Consider the following 20,706-nt stretch of genomic DNA (forward strand, 5'->3'; position numbering starts at 1 on the left):
GGAATGTGTACATTTTAAACAATAATGTTGACAAAGTAAAGGGAACTCCAAACGGAGGATTTGGTTACAAGAACCTGTTTGAAGCAACCACATCAAATCATGTATGCACTGACCCCCAAAGGGTCTGCGCTTGCTGCATTCATTCCCGGTTTGACGGACTGGGTTGCGTATAAAGAAGAGAAGTCGCCTTGACTGCCCTGGCTGCTTTTTATAACCATTACGATTTACAAAACGATTCTATGGAGGGATATGAAAATGATTCAGGTCACCGAAACAGCAACATGAAAAATTGCCGACATCATCGCTAGCGCCAACCTGCCTAATGCGTCTTTAAGAGCCGGTATTGAAGAAGGCGGGATGATCGGGGGGTTCACCATGAATAATCCAAATGCAAAAGCGTCCTGCGGATGCGGGGCCAGTTTCAGAATGGCAAATGCTCGCGGCAAAGCGAAGAAGTGTGATTAAAAGCGGGAAGGATGCATGAATTCCGGAAAACCATCTTCTTGAAATCGGCTGTGACGAGGAGGGAATCACGTTACATAGAATTGCGCATTGAAGTGCCAGCTGCATCGTAAAGAATAATGGCGAAAAAGGGATTAAACCCTTTACATACGGATTACGGATCAAGATTTAAATTAACGTGATACTGTGTTGTAACGTAAAAAAACAAGCGATTTCTTTAGGCTTAGGCGTAGACCTAACCCATCGGCTCTGGGCATAAAGCGGTCATAAGTCTAATTCCAATAAGGAGTGAATCAGGATTTATGGCATACATGCAACAAATGTCTGCCTTTCCCCCGAGTCCCGTGGGACTTCAAAATTGCCTGTATCGTTTCACCTATATGTGGTTAAGGAATGGAGATAATTTCTGGTTTTTTTTGACGGCGGTTGGTGAATCAAGAGTTTGCGGCTACAGATTTTTTGGTGGGTGATGGGATAATTATTCAATTGCATTGGGTCAAATTGTTTCCTTCAATAGTTCTCCGATTCCGGCATAGTTCCCACTATAGGTGAACGAACATACACCCGAGCAGGTTTTAGAGTATATTGTGGTACGTCAAAGGAGGTGTTACTTGTGAGCTACGATAAAGGATGTCATTCAATGTTTACTTCCACTGCGACTATATTGGTACTTTATATCCTATTGGTTATTGTATTGAAAACGTTCTGTTTTTAGCAACATAGGCAGTTGTAAAATTATCTGAGGACAAATCTTATCTAGATTAAGGGTAAGGTTTGTTCTCAGCGTAAATTAAACGTTTCCGTTCGTGATCATGTTCTTTAGAGCACGTATTTTTTATTTTCAAAAATGATTAAAGTACATATTAGTTTTAGGCTCCCATTATTAAGTCGCACAATGAAGCAATGAAATGAAAAAAACATTGAGGCACTCATCCTAAAATGCCAGCAGCATGAGATCGATCCTTGCGGCTGGATAAGGAACTTACCAACTGCCTTTTTCCATTCACATTTAGTTCATAAAAGTACGATATTCTTCCCCTATCAACGATATGGGAGGAACCACAATTGATCAAACCATTGGAAAGAGCAGCGCATCATGCCTCTGGAGATTGGGCTATTGAAGCGCAAGGGCTCGTGAGAACTTTTGGAGATAAGCGGGCGGTAGACGGAGTCAATCTGAACGTAAAGGCAGGTACGATCTACGGCGTGCTGGGTCCCAACGGGGCAGGCAAAACAACGACGATCCGCATGCTGGGCACCTTGCTGCGTCCGGATATGGGCTCAGCCCAAATCTTTGGACATGATGTGGTAAAAGAGTCACACATCGTACGCCAGCTGATCGGACTGACCGGCCAATATGCCTCTGTTGACGAATCGCTGAGTGCGAACGAAAATTTGATGATCTTTTCCCGCCTTCTCGGTCTTGGACGTGCTGAAGCAAAGCGCAAGACGGCAGACCTGCTGGAAGAGTTCGGGTTGACGGATGCGGCGAAACGCCCGATTAAAGGTTTCTCGGGAGGCATGCGCCGCCGTCTGGATCTGGCAGCAAGCTTGATCGCACAACCGCCGCTGATCTTTCTGGACGAACCGACGACAGGGCTCGATCCGCGGACCCGCGCACAGATGTGGAACACGATCCGGCAGCTGGTCCAATCAGGTTCGACGGTCCTGCTGACCACTCAATACCTCGATGAAGCGGATCAACTGGCCGATCGCGTCGCCGTGATCGATCAAGGACACGTGGTTGCCGAGGGCACGGTGGACGATTTGAAAGCATCGGTGGGCACGGCATCTCTTCAGCTGCGCATTCAGGAGATGACGCAGCTCGAACAGGCACGTCAGATTGTCGAGCAGATCCTTCGGACCGAATCCAACGTCACGGCGGAAGCGGGGAAGATTACTGCGCCCATGGCGGATGCCAATATCGCTGCAGATCTGTTGATTGCCTTTCGTGCCGCAGGCATTGATTTGGCAGAGATGAGCGTGCAGAAGCCTACGCTGGACGAAGTGTTTCTCGCCATTACTGGCCAGGATGCTCGCGGCAATGAGTCCCATCCATCTCCGGAAACCAATGCAGTGAAGGAGTTGCAAGCATGAACAGTACACTATTGAAACAAAGCGCAGGTCGGAAGTTGAGGAAACACACCAGTTTGGGGCAAACCGTCCGAAATTCGTTAACGATGGCTTACCGCGGAATATTAAAGGTGAAACGAACTCCGGAGCAATTGTTCGATGTTACGCTGCAGCCGATCATTTTCACATTGATGTTTACGTATATTTTTGGCGGAGCGATTTCGGGAAATATTCAAGCGTATTTATTGGTCATCATTCCGGGGATCCTTGTGCAGACCGTGATTACGAGTTCGGTCGTTACCGGCGTGCAATTGCGAGAGGACATGGACAAAGGGGTATTCGACCGATTCAAATCACTGCCTATTGCGCGTATTGCACCGCTGGCGGGAGCTTTGCTGGCCGATACGATCCGATACACGATCGCGACGGTGCTTACCTTTGCCATTGGATATATATTGGGTTATAGCCCGGCAGGTGGACTCGGCCATGTTGCTTTGGCTGGTTTGCTGGTTATCGTCTGCTCTTGGGCCATCAGTTGGATTTTTGCTTTTCTTGGTGTTATCGCGCGCACGGCATCCAGCGTACAAGGGATTTCCATGCTCGTCCTGTTTCCGCTCACCTTTGCCTCGAACGCTTTCGTACCTGTAGAGACGATGCCGAATTGGCTGCAATGGGTGGTCAACGTCAATCCGATCTCCCACCTGGTCTCCGCCGTTCGCGAACTGGCGAACCAAGGAACGATGGGAACAGATCTTATGACCACCCTTGCTGGAGCGGCGGTTATTGTAGCCATTTTTGCACCATTAACCGTACGGGCATATATGCGTAGAACATAATTGGGAAGGGAATATCATTTGAGCAGCGGTTTGATGTCAGGAATGAGAGGTGATGTCTTCTCGGCATGGCGTCTCTTTCTTGACAGGATTTGTGGCATAGGGCAAGGTTGGAAATGGAGGTGCTCACATTGGCAAGCATACTGGTCGTAGACGACGACCCGCATATCAGGGAACTCGTTAAGCATTTTTTGCAACAAGAAGGTTTGCACGTCATCGAGGCCGTGGATGGCCTGGATGCGCTGCGTGTGCTCGATGATCACAAGGTTGATTTGATCGTTCTCGACATCATGATGCCGGGCATGGACGGATGGGAGTTATGCCGCCAGCTGCGGCAGCAGACGGACCTGCCTCTCCTGATGTTAACGGCCAAGGGGGAAACCTCGCAGATTGTCAAAGGATTTTCGCTGGGTACGGATGATTACCTGGTGAAGCCTTTTGATCCGCTGGTGCTCGTCGCGCGGGTGAAGGCGCTGCTGAAACGATATCATATCATGACTTCACAAGTGATCGTTCTCGGCAGGCTGGTCATGCGGGGAGATACGTTTGAATGCAAAAATGGCGAACAGGATATGGTTCTCCCGCGTAAGGAATTTGAATTACTGTTTACCCTGGCAAGTTATCCAGGCAAAACGTTTACACGCGATCAGTTAATCGAAAAAATTTGGGGGTATGATTACGAAGGGGACGAACGAACGGTTGATGTGCATATCAAGCGGCTTCGTGAACGGTTTCCCGAGGAAGAGCATGCTTTCGTTATTCGTACGATGCGAGGACTAGGGTATCGCTTGGAGATCAGGACATGAAGCGGGAACCCGGATTTCTTCATATGGCCAGAAACATCATTCTGGTATCCCTGGCGCTGTTTGCCTGTTGGACCGCGGCCTTCTATATTACGAGAAGCGTATATTCCCTGATCCCGTGGGAACCGCATGAGCTCATCGCTTTTCTGATCAATGCCATGCTCGGGTTCATCCTCTTTGGTATAGGCATTACTTGCATCGGTCCACTGGTTAAGGGTAGGGATAATGAGCATTTTAATGAATTGATTCAGGCACTGAAGAGTATTTCCCGGGGGGATTTTCGCGTGAATCTGGATGCGGCGTTTGCCCGTCGAGGCGGGAGACAGGGACATACACATCCTTATGCCCAATTGGTGGAAAGCATCAATGACATGGCGGCGAAGCTCAAAGCGATGGAGGATTTGCGTCAGGAGTTCATTTCGAACGTGTCCCATGAAATTGGATCGCCACTGACCTCTATCATCGGGTTTGCAAGAGCACTGAAGGACAAAAAGATGGACCAGGAGCAGCGTGACCAGTATTTGACGATCATTGAAACGGAGTGCGTCCGTCTGTCCAGACTCAGCGATAACTTAATGAAGCTTGCCGTCCTGGACGCCTCGGAACATGCATCACATCAAACCACGTACCGTTTGGACCGACAATTGGTTACGCTGATTCTGGCCTGCGAGCCCCAATGGGACGACAAAAAAATCGATATGAACGTGGAGCTGGAAGAGCTTGAAATCACCGCTGATGAGGATTTGATGATTCAGGTGTGGGTCAACCTTCTCCATAATGCAATCAAGTTTACGCCACCGGGCGGAAAAATCGATGTTTTACTTACGCAAAGCGAAGAAAACGTATCGGTCCGTATTACGGATAGCGGACCCGGTATCGCCCTTCAGGACCAGCTTCGGATTTTTGAGCGTTTCTACAAAGCGGACGAATCGCGGACCCGTGCCTTGGGCGGCAGCGGGCTGGGCCTGTCGATCGTGCATAAAATCGTGGACATGCATGACGGTACGGTCGCTGTTTCCAGTGTACCGGGTAAAGGCGCGACGTTCACCGTACACATGCCGCTGAATAAACGAATCGATACTGGCGAAGATGAAGGCTAGGGAGCTGCGTTTGATGGGTCGGAAAAAGCGCCTTTCGCAAAGGTCAGCCGCATGCCCGGTCCCTGCTTAAGGGCAGAATGACCCTAGCCTGTTTTTTACGCTGTACAACACCTCTTCAGGCACTTCCTTGAATTGGATGTCTTCGCCTAAAAATAACAGCCAGTTCGCGATTTCGGTTAGCTCCTCGGGATGATCGACTTGCACATACATTTTGAGCAGCGCCGTGGTCTGGAACGGATTGGTATAAGCAAGCGAAGCTTTCAAGGGATGGTATTTGCGAAACTGCGCAATGGCTTTGGGGCCGAGCTCAAGGGTCAGGTTGCTTTTTTGTTTCTGCTCGTGTAAGGCTTCCATGATCTTTTTTGCGCTGACCCTTTTTTTAGGTTGAAACGGTTCGGCCTCTACAACGTGATCGACAGGGATAATCCGACGCTGTTCCTCCATTAAATCAAAGCCCTCCATCAGCCAAAGACTGTTTTCGCGATGAAGATGCAAAAGGTACAGCTGAACCGTTTTTATTTGCTGGCCTTCCTGGACGGCAACCGTCAAACAGCGATCCGAAAGCAGCATGTGAATGATTTGCTCCAGCATCGGATGGGGAAGATCCGAAAGGTCAAGCAGATCGGGATGATGGGGGTTCGTTCCTTCAAAAAGCAGCAGTTGATTCAACAGGACAAGGTCGTCCTGCTGATTTTGCGAAATAAGGCCAAGCAGCTTTTCCGCCAAAGACTGGCGGCTCTGAAGATAAGGCAGCTGTTGATTTCTTGTCGCCATAAAGGCGATGAACAGCGCTTTGATCTCATTGTCGGTAAAGCGGGCTGCTGGCAGGACCGAGTTGTTCATGACAAAATATCCGCCGTCCCGCCCAACCTCAGCCACAAGCGGCATGCCCATGGATTCAATTTCCTTGATGTCCCGGATGGCCGTCGAACGGGAAATATCGAATTCCCGCATGATTTCCGAGATGGTAAAGCGGGAACGATTGTTGATATACCGCATCATCGTATTAATCCGTTCAACTTTTTTCATGCAGCCTCCTAAACAGTTTCATTTTCTGACATGATTTAAGGTTATTATAAACCTATCAAGGGATAAGACAAAGCCCTGATCAAACCCAAACAAAGGCAGGTTAAAAAAATGGCAAATTATACGTTGGAGCAAAAAGAAAGTTTTACGGTATCGGGGATCGGCGTGGAGCTGAAAAGCGACTATACGGACTATGTCGGCATAAACAAAGAGAAGTCCGATTTCTGGACGGCGATCGAAGACAATGGGAAGCTTGAAGCGTTAAAATCCATTGCCGCCAACGACTATATTTTTGCAGTAAACGAAGCAGTAAACAATAAGATGATGCACTATGCGGGTGTCATGACCGATGCATCCATGCCGGATATTACGAGAGTCATCCAGTTTCCGAAAGGGGAATACCTCGTCGTCAAAGGGGAAGCGAAGACGGCGGAGGAGCTCAACCAGCTGCTCACCGGCATTGCCTTTGGTCAAGCGCTGCCTGAAGCAGATCATGTGGCCTATGTCGGCGGACCGAATACGACGGTAGAGATGGGGCAGCGGGACGGAACGGTCTTTGGCGAAATGTGGATTCCGGTTGTCAGAAAATAAATAAGAGAAAACATTTTAAGGAGAGACGCAGATGTCATATATCGTTGATTTTAAAGAGGTGTCCACGGTTGGTTTGGAATCGTCGCCAGTGGCTGCCGCTCTTGCGGGCTTGCGCGCCAATGAAGCCAGATATTTCATGAACAAGTACAAGCATGAATTTACGGTTGTGCCTGCAAGCGAAAGTCAGGACGTGCTGGATTACGTGAACCGCATTTTAAAGGAGGAGCGTGATTTGACGTTTGCAGCCAAACCGCTGGAGACGTCGCGCTTCCAAGTAGACAATATTTTATTTACTTACGTGTTCTATGAAGACGGCCTTGGACTTAATGTGATGTATACGGTGGATGACCCCAAGAAGCGGGCCGTCGGTTTGAAGCTTTCGGATGGCATGGAGATTCCCCAAGAGCTTGAAGGGAAATTTAAGTTTGCGCGGCAAAAGTCCAAATTGGCCGGAACGATCCGCGGTTCGTTTTTTGTGATCAAGGGAGAATATTAATCTTATCGACGATGCGGAAAAAGAGCAGCAAGCGTTTGCGGCTCTTTTTTGCTTTTTGTACAGGGAAAACCTGGTGCAATCTTCTTGCATAAAAATGAACGGAACTTTCCGCTATGCGTCAATTGACCTGCTTATTTTCAAAGGTTTGCGCTGATATACATTATTCTGGATCAAAGCAAAAATGACGAGCAGGGCACCGTAAAATTCATTCATGCTGATGGAATATCCCTGAAACGCCATGACAATGAACGTTGTTACAGGCACCAAACTGATGAACAGAATGCCATTGACAGGCGAAAGCCATTTCATGCCCGCATTCCAGCTTAGCAAAGCGATCGTTCCCGGGAACAAGACCATAAACAGCATATGGTACTTGATTGAAAGCAAATCATTCCAGTGAGGGACGGGAAGCAGGTGCAGCAGAGACGCGCAAGAAACAATGACGAAAGAAACGATGGTTCCGAGCAAACAAGTCAGCGCAGAATACCTGAGTACGGACCACTCATGAAACACGCTTCCCCCCAATGAGTAGACGACCCAGCCTACAGCTCCCATAAAGATAAGAAATACAGGGAGTAGATGCTCTCTGGCCATGATAAAAAACGAAAGGCTTCCATTGGTGATCACAAGCAGGGCACCGACGAGAGCAATGGTTATGCTGATCAACGTCATGTTAGCCGGTTTCGCTTTGCTTCTGAACCAAAGGATGACAATCGTAATCATGGGCATCAATGCTTCCATAATCGAGGCCACAATCGTGCCCGAATTTCCCATCAGATGTTGTCCGGAGAAAATCATGAAATTGTACAACGTAAACCCCATCGTTCCGTAAAACAACAGCTTTCCGCCTTGCCCTTCGAATCGAAAAGCGGCTTTTCCCTCTTTAAAATAAAGCAGCGCGACGAGAAGAATCGTCACAAAGAAATAACGATAAAACGAAAAATACAGGGGATCCATGGACTGCAATGCGCTGTGTGCCACCGGAAACATGGCCCCCCACGACACGCTGGCAATCAAACATAGCAGCGTGCCCAAGCCAACCTTCTTGCTCATACCTAATCTCTCCAATTCAATCAATTCAACGTGATTTAGCATACGTGAGATCGAATGGAGAGTAAAATGATTGAAAATGTTCATTATCATCATTTAAAATGATAGAAAAGATGAACGCTCAAAATGAAAGTATCATGAATGAGGGCTGATGACGCGGGGGAAGAGCAATGGACGTCAATGATTTGCGAATTTTCAAAACGGTTGCCGAACTCGGCAGCGTAAGCCAAGCTGCGGTTGAATTAAATTATGTCCAGTCCAATGTGACCGCCAGAATCAAACAGCTGGAACATGAACTGCAGACAGAATTATTTATAAGACATAAACGTGGAATGATGCTCAACTCGGAGGGCAAACGATTACTGGAGTACGCCGAAGAGGTTCTGAGCAAGTTTGACGAGATCAAACGTGCATTTCAAAGCGATGAAGCTCCTTCGGGCATTCTTAACATCGGAATCGTGGAGTCACTGATCAGTTTGCCCGGGATCCTATCTTCATATATCGAAAAATATCCCCATGTGGATCTCTCCTTAAATGCAGGCGTCAGCGAGAAATTGTTTCAGGATGTGCTGAATTTGAAGCTGGATGGCGCTTTTATTACCGGACCGGTCAAACATCCTTTGATCGAATCCCATGAAGTTTTTGGCGAAGAACTCATCATCGTGGCAAAGAGTGATTCCTTTGTGATCGAAGATGCCGCAACGATACCGCTATTGTTATTCAATAAAGGATGCAGTTATCGCGAAAGGCTGGAAGGTTGGTTAAAAGCCGAGGGCATCATTCCACGAAAAGTAATGCAGTTCGGCACGTTTGAAACGATCATCGGAAGCGTCGCGGCCGGCATCGGAATTACAATCGTTCCGAAATCGTCCGTCAGTCCATGGATCAATGATAGCAAGCTGCATGCATACTGCATTCCTGAACCGTTTAACAATGTGTCCACCGTCTTCATCCGCAGGAAAGATATTTTTTATACCAACACCCTTCGATCCTTCGTTCAAGCGTTATCGCCATCGGAGAACGATCTTTTCGGGGAACGTGTTGCTGTGGAAAGTCGCTGAATTAGCGGCTTTTTTGCTTTGAGGCAGGCATATTCTCGCCGATTGCGAACAATGAGTTGCGGAAAAAACAGGTAGACATCCAGAGCAATCTCATATAAATTAATACTTATTAAAAGTATTATAAAAATATAAAAAGAAAGAATGTCGGAGTATGCATGACCACATTCGAAGAAAAGGAGGGTAACACAAATGACGACAGCATTACATCAGCAGCGCATGATTCGTAATATATTATTTCTGTTGTTTGCCTTGCCAGGGTTATCTTTCGCTTCCTGGGTAGCGCGAACTCCCGCCGTCCGGGATGCGTTGAACGTGTCTACGGCAGGAATGGGAATCATTATTTTCGCTTTGGCCATCGGTTCGCTCACCGGATTGCTTGCGGCTGGCTCCGTCATTGCCCGCAAAGGTGCGCGTTTGGTCATTATGATAAGTTCTTTGATGATCGTCATCGGGTTTGTTGCTATTGGCATCGGCGCGAGCGTAAAAGTTACGGCGATCGTCATGGTCGGCCTATTTATATTTGGGTGCGGGTTCGGTGCGGCTGAAGTAGGGCTGAATATGGAAGGTTCGGCGGTCGAAAAAGCATTGAACAAGATTTTGCTGCCTGCTTTTCATGGCTTCTTTAGCGTAGGTACATTAGCGGGGGCAGCCATTGGAGTAGGTGCAGAAGCGATTCAACTTCCGATTATCGTACACTTTTCCGTGCTTGCCTTGTTGATTGCCGTTACGTTATGGTACTGCTTTCGATATCTTCCGGAGGCGACAGGCAAGGAACCTGCACAGACGGTCGGTCACAAAGGGGGCGCGTTCAAAAAACAGCTTAAGGTTTGGACGGAAAAACGAACGTTGTTGATCGGGGTCATGGTTCTGGGCATGGCATTTGCCGAGGGCTCTGCGAACGATTGGTTACCGCTCATTATGGTCGATGGTTATGGTGTTAGTTCACTAACAGGCTCATTTATCTATGGGTTGTTTGTTGCAGCTATGACTATTGGGCGCTTTGCAGGCGGTTGGATCCTGGATCGGTATGGAAGAGTGCGGGTACTTGCGGGATGTGCCATTTCAGCCGTTCTCGGTTTGGTGCTCGTGATCTGGGGTCAACATTATATTCTGTCTGCGATGGGTGTCGTTCTTTGGGGGCTTGGAGCCTCGTTAGGTTTTCCGGTGGGTCTGTCTGCAGCAGGGGATGAACCTGAAGGGGCAGCGGCAAGAGTAGGCGCTGTAGCAACTTCGGGTTATATCGCATCGTTGGTGGGGCCGCCCGCTTTGGGATTCCTTGGAGAGCATTTTGGATTATTAAATGCAATGATTGCAGTGCTTATCGGAGTTATGATCTCGGGATCATTGATCCGGTGGGCCAGACCCAGCGATGAACCGAATACTCCCTTTGGGCAGGAAAAAGACGGAGTCATCCCCAAGGATATCGCATAACCAACCGCAGCTCTTTATTTGGACAGAAAACCGCGTTTCAGCGGTTTTTTATTTCGGCTGGAGCATTTTTCAAAAGATGACGTTCCGTTTATAGGGATGCCGCGCGCTGTTTACGATATTGCGACGGTTTGACGCCGTAATATTGAGTGAACATTCGAGTAAAGTAATCGGGCGAGTGAAAGCCTACGCTCAGCGCAATCTCCGTAATTGGGCGCTGCGTATAACGCAGCAGCTTCTCCGCCTGCTTCAGCCGATATTTGTTCAGCGTTGCGACGATGGAATCTCCGACCTGCTCTTTAAACAGGTGGGACAGCCGGGAAGGAGAAAGGAATACTTGATTCGCCAAATCTTCGATCAGATGGTTTTCTGCAAAATGGAGCGCAAGAATATTTAGCACTTCTTTCACTCTGGGATCGAGAAGCTTTCGATCGGCATGCTGGCTGGCCAAAATCAAAATGATCTCTTCCAGGGCGTTTAACATAAGCTCCTCTTGAAAGGCGATTACGGGCTCGACGCGATACGAGAGGATGCGGCGGAATGCATGTTCAATGGATGCACGAGTCTGCGTGCTGTCGATCTGCAGGTGGTAAATCGCCCCGTCTGTTTGGCTTGCCGGCAACCAGTCCGACCAAGCCATGCGGGGAGTATAGTGGGCCCACATTTTCTCCCAGACTTCATGTTGTTCTGTATAAAAGTGATGTTTAACCCCGGGCGGAATAATGGTAACCGTCCCCTCCGCACACTCAAGAAACCCATGGTCTTCATGGTTGACCACACCTTTACCAGAAAGCGTATACATAATCAGCCAGTCTTTCGTTCCGTTTGGTCGATAACACGTGTAACCGTAAGGCATGCGATAATAATCCGATACGAGAATGCCCGGTGGGTGCGTATATTGTTCATCGTTTTTTTCCATAGCAGGATTGTTAGGGTTTTCAGCCATATCATCATTCCTTTCCCATATGCTCTATCTTACAATAAACACCGGATGTCCAGTATAAAGATTTGTGTGTTCAAGTCATTCGCCATCTTGGTGTGGAGGTAGAACAATGATAAAAGGTCAGCAGGAAATGACGTGTTTGAATTTGGCAGGAGCATGGGGATATGCGTTGGATCCGAATGATATCGGTCATCAGGAGGGGTGGTCCGGCGATCTCACTCCCTATGAAAAGGGGACGGTGCAGCTTCCGGGCACATTGGCGGAGAACGGCATCGGCGACGAGAGGGTTTGGAGCGACGAGATGAATCGCGAAACCGTGCGTTCCCTGAGGCCGCGCTATAGCTATGTAGGCAAGGCCTGGTATGCAAAAGAGGTTCTTGTTCCGGAAGCGTGGGCGGGGCGGCACATGGTTCTTTTTATCGAACGGGTTATGGTCCAATCCACCCTATGGGTCAACGGTCATCTTGCAGGTGAGCAGGACAGTCTTTCGGTTCCGCATCGTTTCGATGTAACTCCGTTCATCCTGCCAGGCGGGACCAACAGAATCATGATCTGTATCGATAACCGGGATATTCATCGGTTAGGCCAGCATCCAAGCGCCTACACCGATGAAACGCAAACGATCTGGAACGGCATGATCGGCCGCATCGAAATGCAAGCGATGCATCCGATCTATCTGCAAGAAATGCGGATCTTTCCGGATATGCACAACAGCCTGATTAAGGTAACAGGAATGTGGACGAATACGACAGCAAGCCATGCGGAAGTATCATCCCGGCTGTCTGTACGGTCCCTGGAGTGTTCCGAATGGCTTCAAACGAACAGCGATCCGTATGAGTCAACGCTTCCCCCTTACAGCTCGGTTCCTTTCGAATGGTTCTGTGATATGCAGGACGATCATGTCCAGCCGTGGGATGAATTCAGTCCCCATCTCTATGAAATGAATGTCGAGTCGACGGTGACAACGCCAGCGGAATCCACGAAAATAGAGCAAAAGCAGCGTTTCGGCATGCGCTCGTTTACTGCCGTGGGGACCCATTTCGCAATAAATGGACGCCCAGCCTTCCTGCGGGGAACGCTGGAATGCTGTATCTTTCCGCTGACCGGATACCCGCCAATGGACCTTTCGGCCTGGCTGCGCCTTTTTCAAATCGTGAAGGACTATGGGTTAAACCATGTTCGTTTCCATTCATGGTGCCCGCCTGAAGCCGCATTTGATGCAGCGGATCAGCTCGGCATCTATGTGCAGGCCGAAGGGCCGGCATGGTTGGACACGTGGAATACGCCCGTTGGTGCCCACCCGGAACACTACGACTATTTGCCGAAGGAAGCTGGGCGCATTATTCATGAATATGGAAATCATCCATCGTTTTGTTTGTTCAGCAACGGCAATGAACTAAACGGGGATTTCCATCTTCTTCATCGCATCATTGCGGAGTTGAAAGCAAATGACGATCGGCGCGTATACACGCTGACCTCGAACTGGGACCGGCCGCTGGACCCGGCGGACGATTTGTTTTGCGCACAAACGGTCGACGGAATCGGTGCGAGGGGGCAATATTTTCCGGATGCACTGTCGGACGCTACGATGCTCGATTTCAGAGAGGCCGTTGCGCAGCGAAACGTGCCGCTGCTGAGTCATGAAATCGGCCAATATGCGGTATATCCCGACGTGGAGGAAATCCACAAATATACGGGCGTGCTCAGGCCGGTTAACCTGGAAGCGATTAGAGCCGATCTGGAGCGCAAAGGGATGCTGGGCGACATTAAGAAGTTCGTCTACGGCTCGGGGATGCTTGCCCTTCAACTGTATCGCGAAGAAATCGAAGCAGCGCTGCGAACGCCGGGCCAAGGCGGGTTTCAACTGCTGGATCTGCACGATTTTCCGGGTCAGAGCACGGCAACGGTCGGTGTTTTGAATGCGTTTTGGGAGTCCAAAGGGTTGATTGAACCGGAACAATTCCGGACATTTTGCAATGAAACGGTGCTGCTGCTGAAGATGCCGAAGCGTATTTTCACACACGGAGAAGCGTTTTCCGCCCAAGTGTGTATTGCCCATTTCGGTCCCCAAGTTTTGCGGTCATGCGATTGGATATGGAGCATCGCGAACGAGCAGGGCGAAGTGTTGGACCACGGTGTAATCCATACATCGGATATCGGGCAAGGATCGGGCATTCCGATCGGCTCGATCTCTTCAAACGCTTTTCATAAAGTGAAAACAAGCGTAAGATTAACCGTTCTCATTCAATCCAAAGGTGGAACGATACGGAACGAGTGGCCGATCTGGGTATTCAGCGATTCGGAAGAAGAAACTGCCCGTGATCAAATAAACATATGGATAACGGACGTTTGGAACGAAGAAACCGAGCAAAGGCTTGCAGACGGCGGCTCGGTATTATATACCGTAAATGCCGAGGCTCATCATACCTTTCCAGGCAAATTTACTCCCGTCTTTTGGAGTCCTGTGCATTTCGCCACTGAAGATCCGTGCGGCATTTATGTCGATGAACACCATCCCGTCTTTGCTTCGTTCCCGACGAAATCGTATGCCGAACATCACTGGAAGGAGCTGCTGGATCGCTCCGTGTCGTTGTGTCTCGATGAATTTCCCGGCAGCGCAGAGCTGATCGTACAGGTGATTCCGAACTTCTATCATAACCGCAAGCTGACCAATCTGTTTGAATGCCGGGTTGGCCCGGGCAAACTTATGGTCTGCGGAATCGACATCGTTAACGATTTGGGCGCAAGGCCCGCGGCAAAGCAGCTGCGCCGGAGCATTGCTTCCTACATGAGCGGCGATGCTTTTCAGCCGAACAATTCGGCCGCCACAGCCGACCTGCAACAACTGCTGCAAACCAAGCTGGATTTTCAAAATGGGGATCAGCTTTGACGTTTTCGAACCCTATGACGCTCGTAAAAGATATCATCCTGCAAGGCGAAAAGTCGGCTTACATCATGTTCTAACGAAATGCTGTCCAGATCATGCTAATTCACGACCTTAAAATCCAGAAGAGCGGCTCGGATGTGAAGTATAATGAATATTCGAGCCTATCCAAAAATCGGTTTACACCCGTTCACATCATGTTGAAATGGAATGGACTTTTTGAACGGGTGAAACAGCGATTCAGACAGAAATGAAGGAGTGACGGCATGCACACAGACTTGGACAAAACATTTCCGTATTGGAATCCGGATCTTGCCCTCGAAGAACGGGTGAACGATCTGATTTCGCGTTTGACGTTGCAAGAAAAAATCGAACTGATGCCACAATATCAAGCAGGCATAGAAAGGCTTGGCATCAAGCCGTACAAGCACGGCACGGAAGCCGCTCACGGTATAGCCTGGCTTGGCGAGTCGACCAATTATCCCCAGCCGATCGGTTTGGCGTGCACCTGGGACAAGGACTTGCTGCAACGGATCGGAAGCGCGATCGGAGATGAAGCGAGAGGTTTTTATCAGCGGAATCCGGAGCATAACGGATTAACGTTATGGGCGCCGACGGTGGACATGGAGCGGGACCCGCGTTGGGGCAGAACCGAGGAGGCATACGGGGAAGATCCCGTGCTTGCCGGCAAATTAGCCGCAGCGTTGGTGAAAGGCATGCAGGGCGACCATCCCTTTTATTTGAAATCGGTCGCAACGTTGAAACATTTTATCGGCAACAATAACGAGGTTGATCGGGGAGAGGCCTCCGTTAGCCTGGATCCGCGGAATTTGCGCGAATATTATTTGAAAGCGTTCGAGATTCCGTTTAAGGAAGGCGGAGCTCTGTCGATGATGACGGCGTATAACGCGATCAACGGCGTGCCTGCGAATCTTAGCCCCTTGGTTAACGACGTCGTGAAGGGCGAGTGGGGGATGAACGGCTTCGTGGTGAGCGATGCATTTGATGTAACGGGGACGATGAGGGATCATCATTACGTCGACACCGTCAAAGAGGCCGTGGCACGGTCGATTCGGGAAGGCGGTATCGACAGTATAACGGATGAGGCCAATGTCGTGACAGAGGCGATCCGCTTGGCGCTTGAGGATGGGCTGCTGACCGAAAACGATCTCGACACGGCATTGCAGAACACGTTCCGCGTGCGATTCAGGCTGGGAGAATTCGATCCCGAGGAACGAAATCCGTATGCCGCGGTGGGGGAGTCGCATATTTTGAAATCCTCGCATACCGAACTGGCGCGTGAAGCTGCGCAAAAAGCCATCGTTCTGCTCAAAAACGATAAAGAGACCTTGCCGCTTCAAGCAAGCAAACTCAGCAAAATCGCCGTCATCGGTCCACTTGCCGATGCCGTTTACAGCGATTGGTACAGCGGTACGATTCCATACGAGGTCAGCCCGCTGCAGGGCATCAAGGATCGCCTGGCCACAGAAGGAAACGAAGCAGAGGTCCGTTTCTCAGGCGGCTCGGACCGCATTAGACTCAAGTCGACGCGAAGCGGAAAATATGTACGGAGCGTAAGGGACGGGAAGGAAACGCTCGCGGCTTCCGGCGTTACCAAGGAAGAAGCCGATATCTTTGAAACCACCGATTGGGGATGGGGGAGCCATACCTTACGGGCGGAACGAAATGGCCGGTATTTAACGACGGACGACAGACATGTTTACGCTTCAGCCGACCGGATCTGGGAATGGTTCACCAAGGAAGTGTTCCTGATTCATCCGTTGAATCCAAACAAGTCATTGGCTACCATCTCCACATGGAATGATACCGCACTTAACGTGGACGAACAAACCGAATTACTCGTCGTTGGTGACGGAACCGCTGCCGAAACAACGAACGAAATCAATGTTGGCGGCGCGGCGGAAGTGGCCAAAACCAATGCAGCGACCGCCGAACCGTTTGAGCTGGAGTATGCAGGCGTCGGCGTAGAGGAAGCCGTTCGTGCTGCCAGTGGAGCAGACGCGGCCATTGTTTTTGTCGGGAACCATCCGCTGATCAATGGCAAGGAAACGATGGACCGACCTGACATCACGCTTCCTGCCTCGCAGGAAACATTGGTGCTGGAGGTGCTGAAGGCCAATCCGAATACAATCGTGGTTGTCGTCGGCAGTTATCCGTTCGCGTTGAACGAATTGCAGGCCAAAGTCCCTGCGATTCTATATACGTCCCATGCGGGACAGGACCTTGGGCGGGTCGTTGCAGATGTGCTGTTCGGCGACGTCAATCCTGCCGGGCGCCTGAACATGACGTGGTATTCCTCTGTTGAGCAATTGCCGCCGTTCATGGACTATGACATTATTCAGGGTGGACGGACTTATCAATACTTTGAAGGCACGCCGCTGTACCCGTTTGGGCATGGACTTTCCTATAGCGCCTTTCACTATGAAGCGCTGCGGATGTCCGTAAATCAAGTCGAGCTTGGGCAAGACACGGCGGTTGATATATCTTTCCGTCTGACTAATACCAGCTCGCGAACAGGCGAAGAAGTTGTGCAGTTATATGTGAGGGCAGGTACTTCGCGGGTGAAACGACCGCTTCTGCAATTGGCTTATTTTCAGCGCATTTCGTTGCTGCCTGGCGAAACGAGAGAGGTCACATTCCGCCTGCCGTTGGAATCGCTTCGCATTTGGGACGTCACTCGGGAGCGGTTCTGCATCGAAAGCGGTCGATATTCCTTGATCATCGGTTCTTCTTCCGCTGACCTGCGACTGGAAGAACAGCTCATGGTCGTTGCCGAGACCATTCCTCCGCGCGACCTGATGTCTTTGACAAGGGCCGTCAACTATGATGCATGTCACGGCGTTTTGATCGGCGAATGCCGGGAGGGAGGAAGTTCGACCGAGGTTATAGGAAACACGGGTTGGTTGTTGTTTGCGGACGCATCGTGGGAGGAAGGTATTAGCATAATGGAACTGCGGGCCGCAAGTCCGGAAAAGGCAACGATTGAGGTCAGACTTGACGCAATGGACGGACCGCTCGTTGGCAGATGCGACATTTCTGCCGGAGGGTATCAGGAATGGAGGGATTTTTCGTGCGAATTGATCCTGCCTTCCGGACGGCACGATGTATATCTGTTACTGCAAGGTCCGATCTCGCTCAGTTGGTTTAGAATGTTAGCGTAATTCATGCAATTGCTGCACCATAAAGTCGATTTCAAAAAGAGGACTGCCAATGCCCTGGCAGCCCTCTTTTTAGCTTTAACCTTAACAACTTAGCTGGATGTAGGAACTCGGAAAATCACCGATATGAATTCAATGATACTCGCATTGAAAATTCGTGAACGTTGCCGCCGACCCTTTCCCGTTTGCATATAGACCGATAAGTACGCCTGTAAATCCTCCGGCAACCTCAGAAGAAAGGTATCTGGTTTGGGCCGTCCCCAGAACGACATTTTTGCCGTCCGAATTGAACAGGAAGGCGTACCGTTCAGCGCTTGCCCGGATAATCAGCGTCGCGTGATTGCTTGTCCCTATACTTTCCTCCGACTCCACGGATTTGATGTCGCCGACATTCAACCGTCTGGCCACTTTGTACTCGTTCCCGACTTTGCGGAAGGCCAGGTCATAATGGTGATTTTCATCCATGTAAAGCGTAATGCCGGCTTCTCCGTCCGTCAAAGTCACGTCGCAAGTGATAACCGCATTGAAATCTCTCTGACGTAAGCCGATGAAGGTAGGGGATAGCGGCGTATCCAACGTAATATCTGTACCTTTAAGCGTAACCTTGCTCGACGCAAGTTCATATTGTTCAGGATCGGGGTGACGAAGGTAACACCAATCCAGGTTCCAATCCGTATTTTCAAACGTATATACCGTTTTCTCCTGTTGCACGACGGCGTCCGGAATCCGGTCGGTTTCGAAGCTGGTCAGCGTAGTGCCATCCTGTCCTGCAGTAAACCACCCATCTTCACCAAAAGTAACCGGAGTAAGAAACACTTCCCGTCCCAGATGGTGATAAGTCAGCCAGCGTCCGATCTGGCGGAAGCCCAGATGCAGCATCCACCAATTTCCGCGATCATCCTGAACCAGGTCCCCGTGACCGGCGCCCTGCAGCTCGTAACCACCCAAATTGCGATTGGTCAGCACAGGGTTGTGCGGATAGGCTTCAAACGGACCAGAAGGGGAGTCTCCTCTCGCATATGTGACCATATGACCGTACTCCGTACCCCCTTCGGAAGCCATGAGATAATACGTTCCGTTGATTTTATACAAATGAGGGCTTTCCAAATAACGACCACCCGTTCCGCTCCAAATCACGCGGCCTGGGGTCAGCTTGCGGCCGGTTTCGATATCGATTTCACACTGAATGATGCCGCCCACGCCATGCTCATCCGTGCCGTTGCTCATGAAGAATGCTTTTCCGTCTTCGAAATACAAATCGGGATCAATCCCGCCTTGATCGACGTAAACAGGGTCCGACCATTCACCGTAAATATCGTCTGTCCACACATAGAAATTTTGCCGGGTCGTGTCATTGGTCGTTGTCATGTAGAACCGCCCGTTGTTATGACGGATCGTCGGGGCAAAAACGCCGCCGGAGCTGCTTACCGTTGCCAATTGCACCTGGCTTGTCCGAGTCAGGCAATGCCCGATTTGCTTCCAGTTGATCAGGTCCTTGCTTTCAAACAGGGGTACGCCGGGGAAAAATTGAAACGAACTGCATACGAGATAATACGTGTCGCCTACTTTGCAGACGCTTGGGTCCGGATAAAATCCTTTAATGACGGGATTGTTGTAGTTCATGTCGAACATGCACCTCACTAAATTCACATTGATAAGAATTCAAACCATTGGTATCATCAAAATTAAACAACAAAGCGTGTGAATTTACAATAATCCGTGATGGAATCTGCAACTTAAATCCATTGGATTCACATAAATGAGATTTCAACAACGAGAACAAGGAGAGTTTCGAATAATGAAAGCAAACGGAGAATTGAAATACATGCTGTTATATGAAGCCTTGGCAAGCGAAGTGCGGTGGAGGATCATGGACCTCATCTCCGATGGCGAAATGAATGTGAAGGATATCGCCGACAGGCTGGAGCTTAGTCCTTCCATCGTGACAATGCACGTACGGAAACTGGAGCAAGCTGAACTGGTCGGCAGCCGAAGAATTCGGCTCAACGGCGGAACGCATAAAATGTGTTTCCTGAAGCAGAAATCGATCGAGATCGAACTGCCGTCAGCCAGATCAGTCAGGGATATCGTGAAGGAACAGACGATTTCGGTAGGGCATTATACGGCTTTTGAGGTGCATCCGACTTGCGGGCTCGGGACTCATGAGAAGGAAATCGGAGTATGGGACGATCCCCGGTACTTCCTTGATCCCGAACGTGTTCACGCGGCCATTTTATGGTTTGGCAGAGGATATGTCGAATATAAAACGCCTAATTACTTGCTGCCCGCGGAGACGGCCGACGCCATTGAAATTTCGATGGAAATCGCTTCCGAGGCGCCGGGATTGAGGGATGATTGGCCATCCGACATTACGTTTGCGTTTAATGGAGTGCGACTTGGAACCTGGACCAGTCCTGCCGATTTCGGCAGAGCTGCCCGCGGGAAATATACGCCCCCATGGTGGCATAGAAACGTGAACCAGTACGGATTGTTGAAAACGATTCGAATCGATCACGCGGGAACGTATATGGATGGCGAGTGGATGTCCAACATAACGATCAGAGACGTCAAGCTCGAAGAGTTATTCTGGACGCTTCGTTTTTCCGTCGAGGAGGATGCCGCTAATGTCGGCGGGTTGACATTGTATGGGGCCGGTTTCGGAAACCACAATCAAGATATCGTCATCCGAACGATCCAGAAAAAAGATACGCTTTTATGAGAATGGCGTGATGCGCGAAACTCGATGATTGGGGGGGGGGGACTCAACATGGAGATTA

15 protein-coding genes and 1 pseudogene are annotated in these 20,706 nt (G+C 49.7%); 12 read left to right on the forward strand and 4 right to left on the reverse strand.

The genetic code is table 11. The features are described from left to right. Positions 1-51: 51 nt before the first annotated feature. The 5 genes and pseudogenes from SNR34_RS15235 to SNR34_RS15255 form a co-directional block, all read left to right on the forward strand. Positions 52-192, forward strand: a pseudogene (locus tag SNR34_RS15235) (winged helix-turn-helix transcriptional regulator); the annotation flags it as partial. Between the two features lie 1,338 nt (positions 193-1,530). Continuing rightward, positions 1,531-2,559: an ATP-binding cassette domain-containing protein gene (locus SNR34_RS15240; RefSeq protein WP_486182463.1), complete on the forward strand. Its 1,029-nt coding sequence runs from the start codon at positions 1,531-1,533 to the stop codon at positions 2,557-2,559. Continuing rightward, positions 2,556-3,371 (forward strand): ABC transporter permease, encoded by an 816-nt coding sequence (locus tag SNR34_RS15245; RefSeq protein WP_486182317.1) that lies wholly within the window; start codon positions 2,556-2,558, stop codon positions 3,369-3,371. Before SNR34_RS15240 ends, SNR34_RS15245 begins: the two co-directional genes overlap by 4 nt. Before the next feature lie 128 nt (positions 3,372-3,499). After that, positions 3,500-4,174, forward strand: coding sequence for a response regulator transcription factor (locus SNR34_RS15250; RefSeq protein WP_486182318.1), 675 nt, complete (start codon positions 3,500-3,502; stop codon positions 4,172-4,174). Next, positions 4,171-5,271 carry a sensor histidine kinase gene (locus SNR34_RS15255; protein ID WP_486182319.1) on the forward strand — a complete coding sequence of 367 codons (1,101 nt, stop codon included), beginning with the start codon at positions 4,171-4,173 and terminating at the stop codon, positions 5,269-5,271. The genes SNR34_RS15250 and SNR34_RS15255 overlap by 4 nt, the downstream gene beginning before the upstream one ends. 66 nt (positions 5,272-5,337) lie before the next feature. Here SNR34_RS15255 and SNR34_RS15260 read toward each other — a convergent pair whose 3' ends face one another. Then, positions 5,338-6,300 (reverse strand): helix-turn-helix transcriptional regulator, encoded by a 963-nt coding sequence (locus tag SNR34_RS15260; RefSeq protein WP_486182320.1) that lies wholly within the window; start codon positions 6,298-6,300, stop codon positions 5,338-5,340. A gap of 108 nt (positions 6,301-6,408) precedes the next feature. On the opposite strand from SNR34_RS15260, the gene SNR34_RS15265 reads away from it, so the two are divergent. Together SNR34_RS15265 and SNR34_RS15270 are read left to right on the forward strand one after the other, a co-directional pair. Then, positions 6,409-6,888: a GyrI-like domain-containing protein gene (locus tag SNR34_RS15265; protein ID WP_486182321.1), complete on the forward strand. Its 480-nt coding sequence runs from the start codon at positions 6,409-6,411 to the stop codon at positions 6,886-6,888. A 31-nt stretch (positions 6,889-6,919) separates the two neighbouring features. After that, a complete protein-coding gene (locus SNR34_RS15270) occupies positions 6,920-7,384 on the forward strand; it encodes a phage tail protein (protein ID WP_343260611.1) in 465 nt (154 codons plus the stop codon). A gap of 111 nt (positions 7,385-7,495) precedes the next feature. On the opposite strand, the gene SNR34_RS15275 is transcribed toward SNR34_RS15270, so the two are convergent. After that, complete coding sequence (locus SNR34_RS15275) at positions 7,496-8,437, reverse strand: DMT family transporter (RefSeq protein ID WP_486182322.1); 942 nt, start codon at positions 8,435-8,437, stop codon at positions 7,496-7,498. A 167-nt stretch (positions 8,438-8,604) separates the two neighbouring features. Here SNR34_RS15275 and SNR34_RS15280 point away from each other — a divergent pair, with 167 nt between their 5' ends. Together SNR34_RS15280 and SNR34_RS15285 are read left to right on the forward strand one after the other, a co-directional pair. Continuing rightward, a complete protein-coding gene (locus SNR34_RS15280) occupies positions 8,605-9,495 on the forward strand; it encodes a LysR family transcriptional regulator (RefSeq protein ID WP_486182323.1) in 891 nt (296 codons plus the stop codon). A gap of 189 nt (positions 9,496-9,684) precedes the next feature. Next, a complete protein-coding gene (locus tag SNR34_RS15285; RefSeq protein WP_486182324.1) occupies positions 9,685-10,926 on the forward strand; it encodes an MFS transporter in 1,242 nt (413 codons plus the stop codon). 88 nt (positions 10,927-11,014) lie between these two features. Here SNR34_RS15285 and SNR34_RS15290 read toward each other — a convergent pair whose 3' ends face one another. Continuing rightward, positions 11,015-11,842: a helix-turn-helix domain-containing protein gene (locus tag SNR34_RS15290; RefSeq protein ID WP_486182325.1), complete on the reverse strand. Its 828-nt coding sequence runs from the start codon at positions 11,840-11,842 to the stop codon at positions 11,015-11,017. Between the two features lie 133 nt (positions 11,843-11,975). Between SNR34_RS15290 and SNR34_RS15295 the strand changes: the two genes are divergently transcribed. Both SNR34_RS15295 and SNR34_RS15300 read left to right on the forward strand, forming a co-directional pair. Beyond that, positions 11,976-14,756: a sugar-binding domain-containing protein gene (locus tag SNR34_RS15295; RefSeq protein ID WP_486182326.1), complete on the forward strand. Its 2,781-nt coding sequence runs from the start codon at positions 11,976-11,978 to the stop codon at positions 14,754-14,756. Positions 14,757-15,016: 260 nt separating this feature from the next. Beyond that, the gene (locus SNR34_RS15300) at positions 15,017-17,932 is read left to right on the forward strand and encodes a glycoside hydrolase family 3 C-terminal domain-containing protein (RefSeq protein WP_486182327.1); all 2,916 of its coding nucleotides are present in this window, start codon (positions 15,017-15,019) and stop codon (positions 17,930-17,932) included. Between the two features lie 129 nt (positions 17,933-18,061). Here the strand turns inward: SNR34_RS15300 and SNR34_RS15305 are convergent, their stop codons facing one another. Then, the gene (locus tag SNR34_RS15305; protein WP_486182328.1) at positions 18,062-19,552 is read right to left on the reverse strand and encodes a glycoside hydrolase family 43 protein; all 1,491 of its coding nucleotides are present in this window, start codon (positions 19,550-19,552) and stop codon (positions 18,062-18,064) included. A gap of 172 nt (positions 19,553-19,724) precedes the next feature. Between SNR34_RS15305 and SNR34_RS15310 the strand changes: the two genes are divergently transcribed. Continuing rightward, positions 19,725-20,648, forward strand: coding sequence for an ArsR/SmtB family transcription factor (locus tag SNR34_RS15310; RefSeq protein ID WP_486182464.1), 924 nt, complete (start codon positions 19,725-19,727; stop codon positions 20,646-20,648). Positions 20,649-20,706 lie beyond the last annotated feature (58 nt).

The organism is Paenibacillus sp. XP01, assembly GCF_057364885.1.

What these genes read in the sequence shown, in the direction of transcription:
- SNR34_RS15245 (WP_486182317.1), top strand. Translation starts at nt 2,556, where the DNA reads ATGAACAGTACACTATTGAAACAAAGCGCAGGTCGGAAGTTGAGGAAA.
- SNR34_RS15255 (WP_486182319.1), top strand. Translation starts at nt 4,171, where the DNA reads ATGAAGCGGGAACCCGGATTTCTTCATATGGCCAGAAACATCATTCTG.
- SNR34_RS15260 (WP_486182320.1), bottom strand. Translation starts at nt 6,300, where the DNA reads ATGAAAAAAGTTGAACGGATTAATACGATGATGCGGTATATCAACAAT.
- SNR34_RS15265 (WP_486182321.1), top strand. Translation starts at nt 6,409, where the DNA reads ATGGCAAATTATACGTTGGAGCAAAAAGAAAGTTTTACGGTATCGGGG.
- SNR34_RS15270 (WP_343260611.1), top strand. Translation starts at nt 6,920, where the DNA reads ATGTCATATATCGTTGATTTTAAAGAGGTGTCCACGGTTGGTTTGGAA.
- SNR34_RS15275 (WP_486182322.1), bottom strand. Translation starts at nt 8,437, where the DNA reads ATGAGCAAGAAGGTTGGCTTGGGCACGCTGCTATGTTTGATTGCCAGC.
- SNR34_RS15280 (WP_486182323.1), top strand. Translation starts at nt 8,605, where the DNA reads ATGGACGTCAATGATTTGCGAATTTTCAAAACGGTTGCCGAACTCGGC.
- SNR34_RS15285 (WP_486182324.1), top strand. Translation starts at nt 9,685, where the DNA reads ATGACGACAGCATTACATCAGCAGCGCATGATTCGTAATATATTATTT.
- SNR34_RS15290 (WP_486182325.1), bottom strand. Translation starts at nt 11,842, where the DNA reads ATGGAAAAAAACGATGAACAATATACGCACCCACCGGGCATTCTCGTA.
- SNR34_RS15295 (WP_486182326.1), top strand. Translation starts at nt 11,976, where the DNA reads ATGATAAAAGGTCAGCAGGAAATGACGTGTTTGAATTTGGCAGGAGCA.
- SNR34_RS15300 (WP_486182327.1), top strand. Translation starts at nt 15,017, where the DNA reads ATGCACACAGACTTGGACAAAACATTTCCGTATTGGAATCCGGATCTT.
- SNR34_RS15305 (WP_486182328.1), bottom strand. Translation starts at nt 19,552, where the DNA reads ATGAACTACAACAATCCCGTCATTAAAGGATTTTATCCGGACCCAAGC.